We start from the raw sequence: 15791 nt of genomic DNA, 5'->3' as shown, positions 1-15791 counted from the left end.
TGTGATGCGAGGCATAAAAAAGCCCCGTCATTTAAGGACAGGGTGAAGGTCATAAAGACTTGGAGTGCCTGGGAATTTCCCCGACCTTTCTCTTCCGTCTTTACTGCAACACCCTTCTAAGTCTCTCTGGACTTCTTTTAAAAGGTGATTTACTATTTATTTTTCAAAGATGTCTTCGGTCACTTTTTCTCTGTCCGGCAATACCAAGTTAAGTAAAATCCCCACTATTGCTGATAGCGCCATTCCGGATAAAGATACATTTGCGGATAATTGTACGAACGCTCCACCAATCCCTATTACGAGGATGACCGAAGCAATCATCAAATTACGTTTTTTATCAAAATCCACTTTATTTTCAATCAACATCCTTAAACCGCTTGAAGCGATGATACCGAAGAGAAGGATTGAAATCCCGCCCATGACGGCCGTTGGTATGGAACCGATGACCGCTGAAATCTTCCCATTGAAGCCAAAGATCATAGCTGTCAAAGCGGCGCCACCGATGATATAAACGCTAAATGCCTTCGTCATCGTCAAGACTCCTATATTCTCCCCATACGATGTAAGTGGTGGTCCCCCGATGAGGGAACCGATCATGATGCCTGCTCCGTCACCCAGGATGGATCGGTGCAAACCCGGCTTTTCCAAAAAGTTTCTGCCCACCACTTTACTTAATACCATCTGGTGTCCGATATGTTCAGAAAGAGTAACGATGGCGACGGGTATCATGATGGCAATGACTTCCCAAGAAAAAGTCGGGGTATAAGTTATGCCGGGTATCATGAATTCCGGCATTTCCCACCACTTTGCTGATTCAATTGGTCGATAATCGATAATTCCCGCTACTGCCGAGCAAAGGTAACCGACTATAATTCCCATCAATATAGGAATTAAGTTTAGGAATCCTTTAAAGAATATGTTACAGACGATCGTAGCGGCTAAAGTGATGAGCGCTATGATGATATAGGTTACGCTGTAATTGTCCTGCGGATCGTACATGGCCATCTCCACGGCTGTCCCGGCAAGACTCAGCCCAATTACTATGATGACTGGGCCTACAACGACCGGAGGCAATAAAACCATCAGCCAGTGTAAACCGACCTTATGAATGACCAATGCCACTATCCCATATATGAGTCCTGCTGCAAAACAACCGATCATAGCCGCTTCCGGTCCACCAAGCGACTTGGCCGCAATAATTGGAGCTATGAAAGCGAACGATGAACCAAGATAAGCAGGTATTCGACCTCTCGTAATGAATAAGTACGATAACGTTCCTAAGCCACTGGAAACCAATGCCACTGCTGGGCTTAATCCGACTAGGAATGGGACTAACACCGTGGATCCAAACATCGCAAACAGGTGCTGGATGCTTAATGTGATCCATTGACCAAACCTTGGTACATCTTCCACATCGAGGATGATGTCTTTTCTTTTGTCTTCCATTTCCCTTTTCCCCCTATGAACATTTGCTACTAAGATACAAAAAAAACCTCTTTGCAGTATAAACAAAGAGGGTTTCTCAGAAAGGGCATGCTCTATCCAATATAGGCTTAGGTTCCCGTCCTGATTCACTCCCTTTGCCGGCCTCTCTGGACCGTTTTAAAAGGGCAATATTTTATTGTCTTTTTTATTTCGCTAAAATGGTGACCTGATCGAGATCGTCCACTTCCGTCAAGGTGACCGTAATCTTCTCGGATTGAGATGTGGGAATGTTTTTCCCGACGTAATCAGCACGAATCGGAAGTTCCCTATGGCCTCTATCCACCAAGACAGCAAGTTGGATTTGTGAAGGTCTTCCCATGTCCACCAATGCGTCCATTGCCGCCCTAACCGTTCTTCCTGTGAATAGTACATCATCCACTAAGATAATTTTCTTATCCGTTATCGGAACCGGAATGTCCGATCCTTTTACAACTGGTTCGCCGTCGTTCGTCTTTGTCGATAAATCATCACGATAAAGCGTTATATCTAATTCGCCTAATTGAATTTCTTTACTTTCAATTTGACTGATTCGCTTGGCAAGTCGGTCAGCCAGGAAGATTCCTCGGGTCCTAATCCCGATTAATACACAATCCTCAATTCCTTTATTTTTTTCGATAATCTCATGGGCAATTCTCGTCAAGGCTCTGCTGATGGCCTTTTCATCGAGCACTATTGCTTTCTCATTCATGTGGACCGCCTCAATTTCTTTTGAACTGTGAGTTCTCCTTCAACAAAAAATCCCCACACCAAGAAGGTGTGGGGATTTTTTCGCAAAAGGGTACAATAAACCCTTTGCCTATCCGTTTCCTTCTCAGTCTCTCTGGACTGTGTTAAAGGTTCTCATTTAAGTTAGTATCATACTATCTCATAAAGTTTGTCTTGTCAATTACTACTTCTGCGTAATTGTTCGATGAGTTCCGTGAATTCTTCAGGAGCTGGCGCTTCAAATTCCATATATTCATTCGTCCGTGGATGGATGAAACCAAGAAGACCTGCGTGAAGCGCTTGTCCATCTAATTTCAACGTCTTTTTAGGACCATATTTAGGATCTCCTGCAAGGGGGAATCCAATATATTTCATATGAACACGAATTTGATGGGTCCGTCCTGTTTCAAGCTGACACTCCACTAATGTAAAGGCAGTGAAACGTTCCACCACGCGGAAATGGGTAACCGCGTTTTTAGAATTGGAGTCCGTCACCGTCATGCTTTGGCGATCTTTTTTATCCCGGCCTATCGGGGCATCTACCGTTCCGAAATCATGTGGAATCACACCATGGACCACCGCTTGATACTTACGGGTCACCGTTTTATCAACAAGTTGTTGGACAAGTTTTTCGTGGGCCATGTCATTTTTCGCAACCATCAATAACCCTGATGTATCCTTATCGATACGATGGACGATTCCTGGTCGCATAACGCCATTGATTCCTGAAAGGTCCTTACAGTGGGCCATCAACCCATTAACAAGCGTACCAGTTACATGCCCCGGTGCTGGGTGAACTACCATTCCACTCGGCTTATTGACAACAAGGACGTCTTCATCTTCGTAATAGATATCCAGATTCATTTCTTCGGCGACTGCATCCAATTCCACAAGTTCTGGAATCATGACTTCGATCTCGTCTCCTATACTACATTTATAATTCGATTTAATGGCGGTCCCATTCACCAAGACATGATCATCCTTGATCCATTGCGCCACTTGAGTGCGTGACCATTCCTCGTTTAAAGTCGATAGAGCCTTGTCAATCCTTGTACCTTTTAGTGTTTCATCGATGCTGTAAATCTTTTTATCCATTATCTTTCTCCTTAGCGTTTTTTTCTTCTAAAAACATATGAATCACGAGCAGCACGACACCAATCGAAAGCGCGGCATCGGCAATATTAAATACTGGGAAACTATAGCTGAAAATATAGGTATGGACAAAGTCGACTACTTCCTGGCGAACAATACGGTCAATGAAGTTTCCTATCGCCCCACCGAGCATAAGCCCTAGGGAAACTCCAAGTAAACGGCTTGTTTTCGCCATTTTCTGTATATAATAGACGACTCCAATAATGACAGCGATGGTGATGATGTAGAAAAACCACATTTGACCTTGTAGAATTCCCCATGCTGCCCCACGGTTACGATGCGAGGTAATATATAGAAGGTTTTCAATAATTTCAATGCTTTCTCCGTACTCCATTTTTTTCACAATCATCCATTTTGTCAGCTGATCGAAAGCTATGACCAAAAGGGCAATTAAGTAATAAAACACATTTTTTCCCCCAAACTAATCAAATCTTCACTTTTGAATTGTAGCATAAACTAGAAATAATGACTAATACGAAAAGTAAAAGGCCAACTTTTCCGTGGCTCCAGTGAAATCCCCCTCGTGCTTATCCATGCCGGATGCGGATTTCGACTTCTGTCGATTTAAAAAAAGGGACTGTCCCAAAAGAAGGAATTAAGTCGAAATTGAATAAATAGAGAGAGGCAGAAATATTGATTTTATAACATTTCTGCCTCTTTAGTTATTTACTAGAAAAAGGACTTATTAGACAGCCCCTTCTTTACATACAAGGCCATTAATTAAATGTGACCTTTTTTTCCTTTTAGCTCTTATAAACTAAAACAATAGTTTATAATTTTACCTTTTATACTTCTAATCAGAATTAAACATTGAGTATTTAAAAAAGTGTGACAAGTTTCGTCATTAATACATAAATTATAATGAGCAAATATTTGAAAAGAGGAGTTTTATGCACAACAATAAACGTTTTATCGATTTTTTTTTAATCGTAATTACAGGTTGGTGGTCAATAGTTCTTTTCCTAAATGAAAGATTATTTCAAGACCGTCCAGAACTGTTCTATACGTTTCAAAAAGTCGGTAATCAAAATCAATGGGTAAGTGTTTTTTTATTAAGTTTACTGTTTCATTTATTAGGATTATTATGGGAAAAATCGTTTATTCATAAGGTAGCTTTGATGTTTGCAACATTTTTATACGGAACAATGGCAGCAGGATTTATTTTATCAAAGCAGCCTCTGAGTACAGGCGTAGGAGTTTATTTTGCGATATCTCTCTTAGCCTTGTGGGGTTTAAGAGAAGTGAAAGATCATGAGTAATTTAGAAGAATTAAATAAAAATATAGTTAAATTAGAAAAAAGAATAGATGAAAAAGATAAAGAAATTATATCTCTAACAATTCAAAAAGAGACCATATTATATAAGTTAGAATTGATTCAAAAACAGTTAGATGCAATAGAAAAATCAGTAAAAAAAGGCGTAGGTTGGAATAGTTTTTTTGTCGATTTCTTAAAAGTATCTGCTCAAGTAGGAGCATTAGTGGCTGCTGGCAAGTTTTTTCTTTAATTGTAATACTATCTTTAATTTGAATTGAGTCTGAATTTCCGACTTTATTTTATAGAATTTTTGGACAACCCCTTTTTTTATGAAAATTATGCAAAAAAAAAATTAGAGGCGGAGCTACAAGAAAAAAACTAACTCAAAACTGCATAATGTACTGAAGATAGCTGGCTTGAGCCATCCACTTTCAATGAAACATGATAAAAATAGAAAAACAGGTGGAGAAAAACGTTTCTTTTTTCTCCACCTGTCTTATTTTAGGGACTTATTAGACAGCCCCCCTCCTAAGTTTACTGAATCGTATAATGCTCTTTCACGACAGTTGCACAGCGTGGGCAAAGTGCCGGATGTTCTTCCACTTGACCTACATCTTTTGAAACATTCCAACAACGTTCACACGTTTCGCCACCTGCTTTTGTTACCAGGATTGCCATTTCCTCAAGTTTGATTGCTTCCGTCGGGGCACTAGCCACATCGCCCGCGATTTCAAATTCGGAAACGATGAATAGCTGTTCAAAGCTCTCCTCGATACTATCAAGAAGGTTCTTTGTCTCTTCATTTACATACACGGTCACTTTCGCGTTCAAAGATTTCCCGATTACTTTTTGGTTACGTGCTTCTTCTAATGCTTTCAGGACATTATCACGAACATGCATGAATGCCGTCCATTTTTCCTCGATCGCTTGTGCATTATCCACTGAAATTTCTTCAGGCATCAATGTCAACTGCACACTCTCTTCCGTTACACCCGGAATGAACGTCCATACTTCATCCGCTGTATGAGAAAGAATCGGTGAGACTAATTTTGTTAAACTGATTAATGACTCGTAAAGAACTGTTTGGATAGCTAAACGATCTTTGCCGTTTGGTGCTTCACAATACAGAATGTCTTTCGCATAATCAAGATAGAAGGAGCTTAAATCCTGCGTACAGAAATTGTTGACCATATTATAAATGGTAGCAAATTCATAGTTTTCATAGCCTTGTTTTGATTGAGTGATTAGCTTATTCAATCTAACCAGCATATATTGATCGACTTCACGTAAATCTTCTACCGCCACTTTATCCGTTTCTGGATTAAAGCCATCCAAGTTACCCAGTAGGAAGCGGAACGTATTACGAATTTTACGATATACTTCAGAAACTTGTTTTAAGATTGGATCTGAAACACGTACGTCAGATTGGTAATCGACAGAAGCAACCCAAAGACGTAAAATATCAGCACCTAGCTGGTTCATGACTTTAGATGGAAGTACCACGTTACCAATTGATTTACTCATCTTACGGCCTTCACCGTCTAAGGCGAAACCGTGGCTAAGGACGCCTTTATATGGTGCTTTACCCGTCACAGCTACACCTGTTGATAGCGATGAATTGAACCAGCCGCGGTATTGGTCGGAACCTTCCAGATAAAGATCAGCAGGACGTTGAAGTTCATCTCTCTCCTCAAGAACCGCTTGATGGGAAGAACCTGAGTCGAACCATACATCCATGATATCCGTTTCTTTGGTGAAAATACCATTAGGGCTTCCTTCATGTGTAAAGCCTTCTGGTAAAAGATCTTTTGCATCTTGTTCAAACCAAATATTTGAACCGTGTTCACGGAATAATTCTGAAATATGGTTGATTGTTTCATCCGTAATGATCGGCTCGCCATTTTCTGCATAAAATACAGGAATTGGAACGCCCCATGCACGTTGACGGGAGATACACCAATCTCCACGGTCACGGACCATATTGAATAGGCGTGTTTCACCCCATGCCGGCACCCATTTCGTTTCTTCAATCGCTTTCAGCAAGTCCTCGCGGAAGTCCTTGATGGAAGCGAACCACTGTGCAGTTGCACGGAAAATCGTCGGTTTCTTCGTCCGCCAGTCATGTGGGAAAGAATGTGTGATGAACGTCAGATTCAATAATGCTCCCACTTCAGTTAATTTTTCGGAAATGGCTTTATTTGCTTTATCATAGAATAATCCAGCAAATTCCCCTGCTTCTTCAGTCATGACACCTTTTTCATCTACCGGGCAAAGTACATCCAAGCCATATTTCTGACCGATGATAAAGTCATCTTCCCCGTGACCTGGAGCCGTATGAACACAACCAGTTCCCGCTTCAGTCGTTACATGCTCCCCTAACATCACTAGTGATTCTCGATCATATAACGGATGTTTTGCAACAGCACGATCCAGCTCACTACCTTTTACCGTTTTCACGATAGTCGGGTTTTCCCATCCAAGCGTTTCTTTAACAGAATCCAATAGAGCTTCTGCCACTAAATATTTTTCATTTTCAACGGCAACGACCACGTAATTTAATTGTGGATGTAGCGAGATTCCAAGGTTGGCCGGAATCGTCCAAGGAGTTGTCGTCCAAATGATGATTTTTACACCTTCATCAATGAAACCTTTACCATCTGTCACTTCAAAAGCAACATAGATTGATGCAGAACGTTTATCTTGGTATTCAATCTCTGCTTCAGCAAGAGCCGATTCACTTGATGGAGACCAATAAACAGGTTTTTTCCCTTTATAGATATAGCCTTTTTTCGCCATTTCTCCGAAAACCTTGATTTGTTGTGCTTCATATTCAGGTTTAAGCGTGATATAAGGATTATCCCAATCGCCACGTACACCAATTCGTTTGAACTGCTCACGTTGATTATTGACCTGTACATACGCGTATTCTTCGCAAAGCTTTCTGAATTCAGCAATGCTCATTTCTTTACGGTTTACGCCTTTTTTAGTCAAAGCTGTTTCAATTGGCAATCCGTGTGTATCCCAACCCGGTACATATGGAGCATGGAATCCGTTCATAGATTTAAAACGGACAATGAAATCTTTTAAAACTTTATTCAACGCATGACCCATATGGATATCACCGTTTGCATATGGAGGGCCATCATGCAAGATGAATAAAGGACGTCCTTCTGTATGTTCTTGCACTTTTTTATAGATGTTCATCTCTTTCCACTTTTCCTGAATTTCAGGCTCACGTTTCGGCAGGTTTCCCCGCATTGGAAATTCTGTTTTAGGCATTAATAAAGTATCTTTATATTCCATAATAAAATTCCTCCATCCATCTACATGACTTCATTCGATTCGATGACCCGTTATCCAGGCAAAATAAAAAGCCTTCTCATCCCTGAAAAAGGGACGAGAAAGCTTTGCTTCCCGCGGTACCACCCTGGTTAGAAAGATTCAATAAAACGCTGAACCCTTTCCTCTCGAGCATTCGTAACGTGAATGAAACGCATCGTTTACTTACTGCATACGCAGGTTCAATTCAGAACTCAAGGGTGATGTTCCATTCCTTCTCCTATTCCGGGCTTACACCATCCCCGGCTCGCTACAAATAAGAATATGAGGAATTTACTGTCCCTGTCATCGTCTAATGTCATCATAATAGTATTGTTAAAAAATTATATGCGAAAAAAGGGCTTGAAGTCAAGGAAACGTTTAATTTTCCTCTTCTATACCATTGTTTAACTCTATTTCAGATGCATCCACTTCATATTCAAGTAGATGATCCCAGTCGTCGTTATCCAACAAATCGAGCTGTGCTCCGACAAGCATTTTAAAACGTGTTCGGAATACCTTCGATTGCTTTTTCAAATCTTCTATATCCATCGCTATTTTCCTAGCTTTCACAAGCGACTCGTTGACAATCCGGTCGGCATTCTTCTCTGCTTCCTTGATAATCAATTTGGCTTCTTTTTGGGCATTCCGTTTTAATTCCTCTGCCGCTTCCTGCGCGACAATGATGGACTTATTAAGCGTGCCCTCAATAGTAGTGAAATGTCCTAAACGATCAAATGTTTCGTTCAGCTTTTCTTCCATTTCTTTCTTTTCTCTTAGAATCAATTCATAATCTTTAATGACTTGGTCAAGAAATTCGTTGACCTCATCTTCATCATACCCTCGAAATACTTTACTAAATTCTTTGTTATGTATATCTATCGGGGTTAAGGGCATTGTGGCACCTCCAGAACAATTTCTACTCTTTTACATTAAAACTCTATATTCGACAAAAAATATATGAATCCTGCTAGCAACTAATTTATTTTTGCCTACCTAATGAGATTCTCCACTTATCCTTTTTGGTTTTCCCATCTATTGAAGTGATTTTACATCGGCCAAAACCTCTGATGGAAAGAGTATCTCCCTCACGGCATTCTTCTGAAACGTTTTCCGTTTGCTTGAAATTCACCTTAGTTTTGCCTGAAGAAATCAAGGTCTGGGCTTTTTGTCGGGAAATATTCAGAACGGCAGAAAGTACACTATCAAGCCTTAATGAACTGACAGTGGTGACCTGCTCGTCCCAGCTTTCCTTCACCATAAGGACGTCCTCGAGTGGAATCTTTTTAATTGTTACGGAAGCACTGCCTATTTTATCTAGGTTCCCAGTGAGATATGAATCCATTTCCCCTGCTGCGATTAATTGGATTTGCTCCTCTGTCACTATAATATCACCAAATTTTTCACGTTTTACCCCCAGTGACATCAAGGTTCCAAGTATTTGCCTATGTTCAAGTGTAACAAATTTTTTTGGATAAGAGATATCGTATAAGGAGATATTGAAATCAGATGGTTCAGGAGAGTAGTAATCAGGGTAAATGAGGGCTCGCCTGCGTTCAACGAAATCACTCCCGCCATTAAATCTCAGCAACACATCCTGATTGCTTCCCATTAGGGAAGTAAGGATTTCCTGCTGACGCGGGTCCAGAAAATCAGAAAGTTTAGGCGCGTATGAATCTCTGACCTGGTCAATCCAATTCATTGCCTGGTCGATGAATTCCTTTTCCTCCGGCCTGAAATGTTGATAAATACTCATGTTTGTATACATGCTCCTTACATTTGGATGAATGGTTGTACATAAGATAATAACCATACACCTTCGTTACTACTACACAGCCAAGAATCCACCCAGCTGTGTAGGTCCCAGCAGAATCATTATTGCACGACCGAATATGAACTTCAAATCATACGAATAGGGTTTGCAGATAATAAATCCCATAATTCTTCGCAAAATTAAGCACCAACAAGGCCACAAGCGGCGAAATATCGATCATGCCAAGTGGCGGGATGAATTTTCTGAACGGTTCTAAGTAGGGCTCGCAAATCTTTACCAGGAATTGACCGATTGATGTTTCCCGTGCATTAGGGAACCACGACATTAATATGTAAACGATTAATGCCATTGAATAAATTTCAACTAAATAATATAATCCTTGAAGCAAAAGAGCCATTAACAATTACCACCTCGTTTCTTCATACTCCTTATCGACTTCAAAACCGGTAATATTACCGGAAACATCGACGTTATCCGGAGTACACAAGAATATATCTGTACCGATTTTTTGAATATCCCCACTGATTGCATAAACAGTTCCACTTAAAAAGTCGATAATCCGCTTTCCTTGATCATGTGGGATTCGCTGAAGATTCACAACGACTGCACGACGGTTTTTCAAATGGTCGGCGACATCCTGAGCTTCTGCATAAGCACGAGGCTCCAATAATACTACTTTAGAAGATTTCTGCACGCTTTGCAAACTTACTATATTTTGATTTGAGTTATTTCCTGTTGTCGCAGGTTGTGGCTGCTGTTTAGCAGGCTTTGCGGATTTACGTTCCATCTCTTCTTCTTCCACCACTTCTTCCTTATATTCATACTCATCATCCAGCGCGAAATAGGATTTGAATTTTGATACGAATGACATTTTACGTACCTCCTTATAATTCTTCGCCAACTAGTGCAGTACCAATCCGAATCATGGTAGATCCTTCCTCGATGGCAACCATAAAATCATTAGACATTCCCATGGACAATTCCTTGCATGGAGCATGAGACAATTCCGCTTTTTGAATTTCCACTTGGAGTTTTTTTAATTTACGGAAGCAACCTCGGAGTACTTGTTCGTCATCCGTAAAGGGTGCCATTGTCATTAAGCCCGCAACCTTCACCTTATCAAATCCCGCTAGCTCCTTAATGAAGTCAAGCGTCCCTTCTGGATCCAAGCCATGTTTAGACTCTTCACCCGAAACATTAACCTGAACTAAACAGTTTATCGGCTGCTTTGAACGTTTTTGTATTTCTTCCGCCAAAGATACACGATCTAGTGAATGAATATAGGAAATTTTGTCAATGACATTCTTAACTTTACGTGTCTGCATGGAGCCGATATAGTGCCAGTTCGGTACATCCTTCAACACTTCGTATTTATCTAATAAGCCTTGATCACGATTTTCACCTAAATCAGTGACACCCGCTTCCAATGCCTCTTGTGCTCTCTCGATGGAAACATATTTTGTAACGCCGATTAATTTAATATCTTCACGATGCCTGCCACTATTCTTGCAGGCTTCATTTATCTTTTCTTCGATGTTCTTTAGATTTTCCGCTACTTTCATTGCTTCCCAAGATCCCCCTTCCAACCAATAAAGCTCAGCAATCTACCAGTTTCCCCGTTATCACGACGATGTGAAAAAAATAAATCATCATGACAGCTTGTACAATATGAAGTTACAGCAATCTGATCCTTTGGAATCCCGGATTTCTCCATGATCATTGCATTAAGGCGCTTAAGATCTAGTTGATATTGCCCTTCACTAATTAAATTATAGGGCTTCTCGTCATTTTCTTCCAGCAAATTTCGCACTAAATCTATGACTTTATCATCTACAACATAGCAGTCTGGACAAATGGATGGTCCGATTATGGAAAAAATTTCCGACGGTTTTACCCCTTCACGCTTCCATGCCTCTACCATTTTCCGCGCTATACCATGGACCGTTCCCTTCCAACCAGCATGTGCCACCCCTACGATTCCATGTGCAGGAGCCATAAAGTATAGAGGTACACAATCTGCATAACAAAGGGTTAACAAGACATTTTTATCCTTTGTATAAAACCCGTCTGTTGCTTTGAAGCTAGAAGGGTAATCGGCAGCGCCTTTCCCACAATCTAGAGGCGTCACTTGCTGGATATTCGTTTCATGGGTCTGCTCGGCCCCTACCCAATGATCCAGAGGAAAAGAGAGCTTGTCTGCCAGAATTCGGCGGTTTTCCTGTACATCCTCCACCTTATCCCCAACATGGAATCCGGTATTCAAAGTTTTATAAGAGCCAGAACTGACTCCCCCATTTTTCGTGGAAAAGCCCGCGACAAGCTGGAGATTATGTTGCCTCCAGCTATCAACAAGCAAATATTGGTCTTCAACTAAAACAAATGGTTCTTTCATGCATTCATACCTCTTTATTTTTAGTTTAGTGTATCATATATTTGCTTCTAGTACCCCTTATAACCGTTCATCTTTCAGTTCTGTTTGAAATACCGTCTGATGTTCAACAAGGATGACATCCGCCCCAATTTTTTTAATTTTTTGCCAAGGAATGACGATATCTTGCTCCCTTCCGAAAAAACCCATTAATCTAGTACCGTTCGAAACAATAATCGCTTCAATTTTTCCCGTTCCCGTGTTGATTTCTAAATCCGTCATATTCCCCAATTTCTTCCCATCAGCTATATTGACGATATCCTTAATTTGAAATTCGGAAATTCTAGTCACGCCATTCAGCTCCTCATGATCTTTCTCCAGATAAAAACCTACTTTCATGTATATGACATGATTCACGTAAGAATGAAAGAATCAGGAAATAAAGGTACTCTTTCGTTGGTCTTACACATACTAAAAAAGCCGCTACGGTAGTTTGCCGATTGGTGGCGGGCAAGAAATTCCTCCTCACCCGCTTCAATCAACCTTTACTCGTACTCAGCTTTTACTGTTGGATATTTTTATTCATTTGTTTGATTGCGGCCTTTTCCAATCGTGAGACCTGCGCTTGTGAAATACCGATTTCATCGGCTACCTCCATTTGGGTCTTTCCTTGGAAAAAACGCTTACGAAGGATCATTTTCTCACGGTCATTCAACCTTCTCATTCCTTCGTTTATGGCTATCTCATCAATCCAGGTACTATCTTTATTCTTCTCATCACTTAATTGGTCGAGTACATAAATCGGGTCTCCACCATCATTATAAATCGGTTCGAAAAGTGATACTGGATCTTGTATTGCATCTAGCGCGAAAACAATTTCTTCGTGTGGCAACCCTAGCACTTTGGCGATTTCTTCCGCTGTGGGTTCACGTAGAGTCTGGCTTATCAACTTTTCCTTAACCTGCAATGCTTTATAAGCAATGTCTCTTAAAGAACGGGAAACACGTATTGGATTATTATCACGAAGATACCTTCTGATTTCTCCAATAATCATTGGTACAGCATACGTTGAAAACTTAACATTCTGGCCCAAATCAAAATTATCTATCGATTTCATCAACCCTATACAGCCTACCTGAAATAGATCATCTACATATTCTCCCCGATTGTTAAAGCGTTGAATCACGCTTAAAACGAGTCGAAGATTCCCGTTTACCAGTTTTTCTCTTGCTGAAAGCTCGCCACCTTGCAATTCTTTAAAGAGTTTTCTCATTTCATCATTTTTCAAAACCGGTAATTTCGATGTATCCACACCGCAGATTTCAACCTTATTACGAGACAAAATTCTTCCCTCCTCACAGGAGTGCTGTACAAAAAACAGTATTTCCGCGGGAGAAAAAAATATGCATGCGGTATTTTCAATAAAATCGAAAACACTCTTCATCAAAGTACGAGAAAGCACGATTTCAAAAGCTTTTCACCGAACTTATTTTTTACACCATTTTATTAAATTCTTTTCTTAGCCTTTTAATAATCCTTTTTTCCAACCGTGAAATATAAGATTGGGAAATTCCAAGCATATCCGCAACATCCTTTTGCGTTTTTTCTTCTCCGCCAGCTAGTCCGAATCGAAGTTCCATAATCTGCTTTTCGCGATCAGAGAGCTGCGTCAATGCTTTGGTTAATAATTTCCGGTCCACATTCGCCTCAAGATCCTTTGTAATGATGTCATCATCCGTGCCAAGAACATCGGAAAGGAGAAGTTCGTTTCCATCCCAATCGATATTCAAAGGTTCATCAAAAGACACTTCTGAACGAATTTTATTGTTTCTCCTCAAATACATTAATATTTCATTCTCGATACATCTCGAGGCATATGTAGCCAGTTTAATTTTTTTCTCAGGATTAAATGTATTGACTGCCTTAATCAAGCCAATGGTCCCAATGCTAATTAGATCTTCGATATTGATTCCCGTATTCTCAAATTTCCTTGCAATATAGACGACAAGCCTTAGATTCCTCTCGATTAAGATAGAGCGTGCAGCTTCATCACCCTTTGGTAACTTATTGATCAATATTGCCTCTTCTTCTTTTGAAAGTGGGGGCGGGAGCGCCTCACTTCCTCCTATATAAAATATTTCGTCCGTCTTCAATCCGAGCTTGAACAAGAGTTTGTACCAAAAATAGGTGAGCCGAAGAATAAGTTTCTTCAAAATAATTCTCCCTTCTAAAATAGACGAATTGTGGAGCCAATTTGAAAGAGCAATATGTTATGAGGCAGTTTTCACCGGAATCCCGGTTAACATTTTTGGATGGACGATAGATTGATAGCTATTGTCTGCAGAAAGTTGTTGAAAAGTAAACGACACAAGGCCCTGCTTGACTTGATACTCATTTTCCCCTTGGGAGATTTTAATGAAGTCCGGCTTGATGGCCGTTAGCAATTGATGTTCATGCCCCACCACTTTATATGGTATTACGCGCATACGGCCCGTCCATGTATATTCAGGCTGTTCTTCCTGCCGGACCAGGATGTCAGGATTCTTGAACAATTCAACCATATCCGCAGGGATTCCAGCTTCCTCTCCAGAAAGTGAAATGATCATAACAGGCGAACGGGTTATTGGATCATATAATTGATTCCCACTGTCCACAAGCCCCTGAAAAGTCCCTTCAAACTCTGATACTCTTACCGTGACTGACACCAGTTGCTCATGCTTTAGTTTTGTCATCTCCATTCCTTCTAGAGTACGCTTGGAAAATTGCCAGGCAAGCGGGAAGCCAACCATCACAAAAATCCAGCTGACGGGGTCACCAAAACGATTGATTCCGGCATATTGACCAGGGTTTTTGGAAACGATTTGATATTCGAATAGATAGTGAAGTCCAAGGAGGATCCCACCTGATAAAAACGTGACAAAGTATAAAGTGGCTAATGACTTCAGGAAAAGGTTGAATCTGATGAACCCAAAGGTGGCCAGGACCATAAAAAGAGAAAATGCGATTTTCATATAAAATTGGTCAGCCATTGCGTAAAAAGGGGTAAATGACAATACGATGATTAGAGAACCTATCAGCCCGCCGGCACAAACCCGCCAAAGGGCGACCCGCCGTTTGAGAATGATTGCGGTCCAATATAAGAGGAGGCAGTCAAATAACCAATTCAACAACCAAATCACATCTAAATATAAGGTCAAACACTCACCCCTCCTTTTAGAATCTAACCTTCCACTAGCAAAAAGTATAACGTACCTGATAGTAGAAAGTGTGTCACTTTTTGCAAAGGAAACTTAAGAGTTTTTCAGTCATTTTTAGCCTTTTTGTTGAAAAACAGCTATTGATTTTTTCAAGACGGCTTTGGAATAGGACCGCTCCCTCATTTAAAGTGTCGATATTTGGTTTGAAGAAGATGAATTTATTCTGTCATCTTTATTATTCACGCATTTATCCATTAATCTTTTAGAACAGATGGAGGTAGACAACTTTACCCTTTCCGCTCATAGCTGTGTTCTTTCCATGATTTATATGAGTATAGAATATAGCCAATGATTCAAACCTTTGTATAGTACCTCTTAGGTCCATAGAAGCCTATACGAGTACTCTGCTTGTGAAGGATATTTCCATATTTTCCGATTAGGAATCGAGTAGGAGGAGGCGCCTAGCCTCCGACCTCTCACACCACCGTACGTACCGTTCGGTATACGGCGGTTCAGTTTAAGTCTGACGTAGTTTT

Annotated in this window: 17 protein-coding genes and 1 other annotated feature; of the genes, 2 read left to right on the top strand and 15 right to left on the bottom strand. The window is 40.5% G+C overall.

What is annotated here, in order from left to right; genetic code table 11:
* Nucleotides 1–156: 156 nt before the first annotated feature.
* From ACIQXN_RS14355 to lspA, 4 genes are all read right to left on the bottom strand, one after another.
* Nucleotides 157–1446, bottom strand: coding sequence for a solute carrier family 23 protein (locus ACIQXN_RS14355; protein ID WP_402967666.1), 1290 nt, complete (start codon nt 1444–1446; stop codon nt 157–159).
* A 184-nt stretch (nt 1447–1630) separates the two neighbouring features.
* Complete coding sequence (gene pyrR / locus ACIQXN_RS14350; RefSeq protein WP_402967663.1) at nt 1631–2173, bottom strand: bifunctional pyr operon transcriptional regulator/uracil phosphoribosyltransferase PyrR; 543 nt, start codon at nt 2171–2173, stop codon at nt 1631–1633.
* A gap of 194 nt (nt 2174–2367) precedes the next feature.
* A complete protein-coding gene (locus ACIQXN_RS14345; RefSeq protein ID WP_402967660.1) occupies nt 2368–3285 on the bottom strand; it encodes an RluA family pseudouridine synthase in 918 nt (305 codons plus the stop codon).
* Nucleotides 3278–3748, bottom strand: a complete 471-nt coding sequence (gene lspA, locus ACIQXN_RS14340) for a signal peptidase II (RefSeq protein ID WP_402967657.1) — start codon at nt 3746–3748, stop codon at nt 3278–3280. Before lspA ends, ACIQXN_RS14345 begins: the two co-directional genes overlap by 8 nt.
* Nucleotides 3749–4232: 484 nt before the next feature.
* On the opposite strand from lspA, the gene ACIQXN_RS14335 reads away from it, so the two are divergent.
* Together ACIQXN_RS14335 and ACIQXN_RS14330 are read left to right on the top strand one after the other, a co-directional pair.
* Nucleotides 4233–4601, top strand: a complete 369-nt coding sequence (locus ACIQXN_RS14335) for a hypothetical protein (protein WP_402967654.1) — start codon at nt 4233–4235, stop codon at nt 4599–4601.
* Entirely contained in the window at nt 4594–4848 is a 255-nt protein-coding gene (locus ACIQXN_RS14330; RefSeq protein ID WP_402967651.1) for a hypothetical protein, read from the top strand. The genes ACIQXN_RS14335 and ACIQXN_RS14330 overlap by 8 nt, the downstream gene beginning before the upstream one ends.
* A gap of 284 nt (nt 4849–5132) precedes the next feature.
* Here ACIQXN_RS14330 and ileS read toward each other — a convergent pair whose 3' ends face one another.
* From ileS to spoIIGA, 11 genes are all read right to left on the bottom strand, one after another.
* Nucleotides 5133–7901 (bottom strand): isoleucine--tRNA ligase, encoded by a 2769-nt coding sequence (gene ileS, locus ACIQXN_RS14325; protein WP_402967649.1) that lies wholly within the window; start codon nt 7899–7901, stop codon nt 5133–5135.
* Nucleotides 7902–7987: 86 nt separating this feature from the next.
* Nucleotides 7988–8235: a binding site (T-box leader), on the bottom strand.
* A gap of 62 nt (nt 8236–8297) precedes the next feature.
* On the bottom strand, nt 8298–8813 hold the full coding sequence (locus tag ACIQXN_RS14320; RefSeq protein ID WP_402967646.1) for a DivIVA domain-containing protein: 516 nt from the start codon (nt 8811–8813) through the stop codon (nt 8298–8300).
* A gap of 85 nt (nt 8814–8898) precedes the next feature.
* Complete coding sequence (locus ACIQXN_RS14315) at nt 8899–9672, bottom strand: YlmH family RNA-binding protein (protein WP_402967643.1); 774 nt, start codon at nt 9670–9672, stop codon at nt 8899–8901.
* Between the two features lie 148 nt (nt 9673–9820).
* Complete coding sequence (locus ACIQXN_RS14310) at nt 9821–10087, bottom strand: YggT family protein (RefSeq protein WP_402967640.1); 267 nt, start codon at nt 10085–10087, stop codon at nt 9821–9823.
* 6 nt (nt 10088–10093) lie between these two features.
* A complete protein-coding gene (locus tag ACIQXN_RS14305) occupies nt 10094–10561 on the bottom strand; it encodes a cell division protein SepF (RefSeq protein WP_402967638.1) in 468 nt (155 codons plus the stop codon).
* Nucleotides 10562–10574: 13 nt separating this feature from the next.
* A complete protein-coding gene (locus ACIQXN_RS14300; RefSeq protein WP_402967635.1) occupies nt 10575–11252 on the bottom strand; it encodes a YggS family pyridoxal phosphate-dependent enzyme in 678 nt (225 codons plus the stop codon).
* Complete coding sequence (gene pgeF / locus ACIQXN_RS14295; RefSeq protein ID WP_402967632.1) at nt 11249–12082, bottom strand: peptidoglycan editing factor PgeF; 834 nt, start codon at nt 12080–12082, stop codon at nt 11249–11251. Before pgeF ends, ACIQXN_RS14300 begins: the two co-directional genes overlap by 4 nt.
* Nucleotides 12083–12139: 57 nt before the next feature.
* Entirely contained in the window at nt 12140–12409 is a 270-nt protein-coding gene (locus ACIQXN_RS14290) for a YlmC/YmxH family sporulation protein (RefSeq protein ID WP_402967629.1), read from the bottom strand.
* A gap of 211 nt (nt 12410–12620) precedes the next feature.
* The gene (sigG, locus tag ACIQXN_RS14285; protein ID WP_402967989.1) at nt 12621–13502 is read right to left on the bottom strand and encodes an RNA polymerase sporulation sigma factor SigG; all 882 of its coding nucleotides are present in this window, start codon (nt 13500–13502) and stop codon (nt 12621–12623) included.
* A gap of 49 nt (nt 13503–13551) precedes the next feature.
* The gene (gene sigE / locus ACIQXN_RS14280; RefSeq protein ID WP_402967627.1) at nt 13552–14271 is read right to left on the bottom strand and encodes an RNA polymerase sporulation sigma factor SigE; all 720 of its coding nucleotides are present in this window, start codon (nt 14269–14271) and stop codon (nt 13552–13554) included.
* A 57-nt stretch (nt 14272–14328) separates the two neighbouring features.
* Nucleotides 14329–15255: a sigma-E processing peptidase SpoIIGA gene (spoIIGA, locus tag ACIQXN_RS14275; RefSeq protein ID WP_402967624.1), complete on the bottom strand. Its 927-nt coding sequence runs from the start codon at nt 15253–15255 to the stop codon at nt 14329–14331.
* Nucleotides 15256–15791: the final 536 nt, after the last annotated feature.

The organism is Peribacillus sp. NPDC097295 (assembly GCF_044761665.1).
In the GTDB taxonomy this organism is placed as follows: domain Bacteria; phylum Bacillota; class Bacilli; order Bacillales; family DSM-1321; genus Peribacillus.
This window is presented reverse-complemented; position numbering and strand designations above follow the sequence as displayed.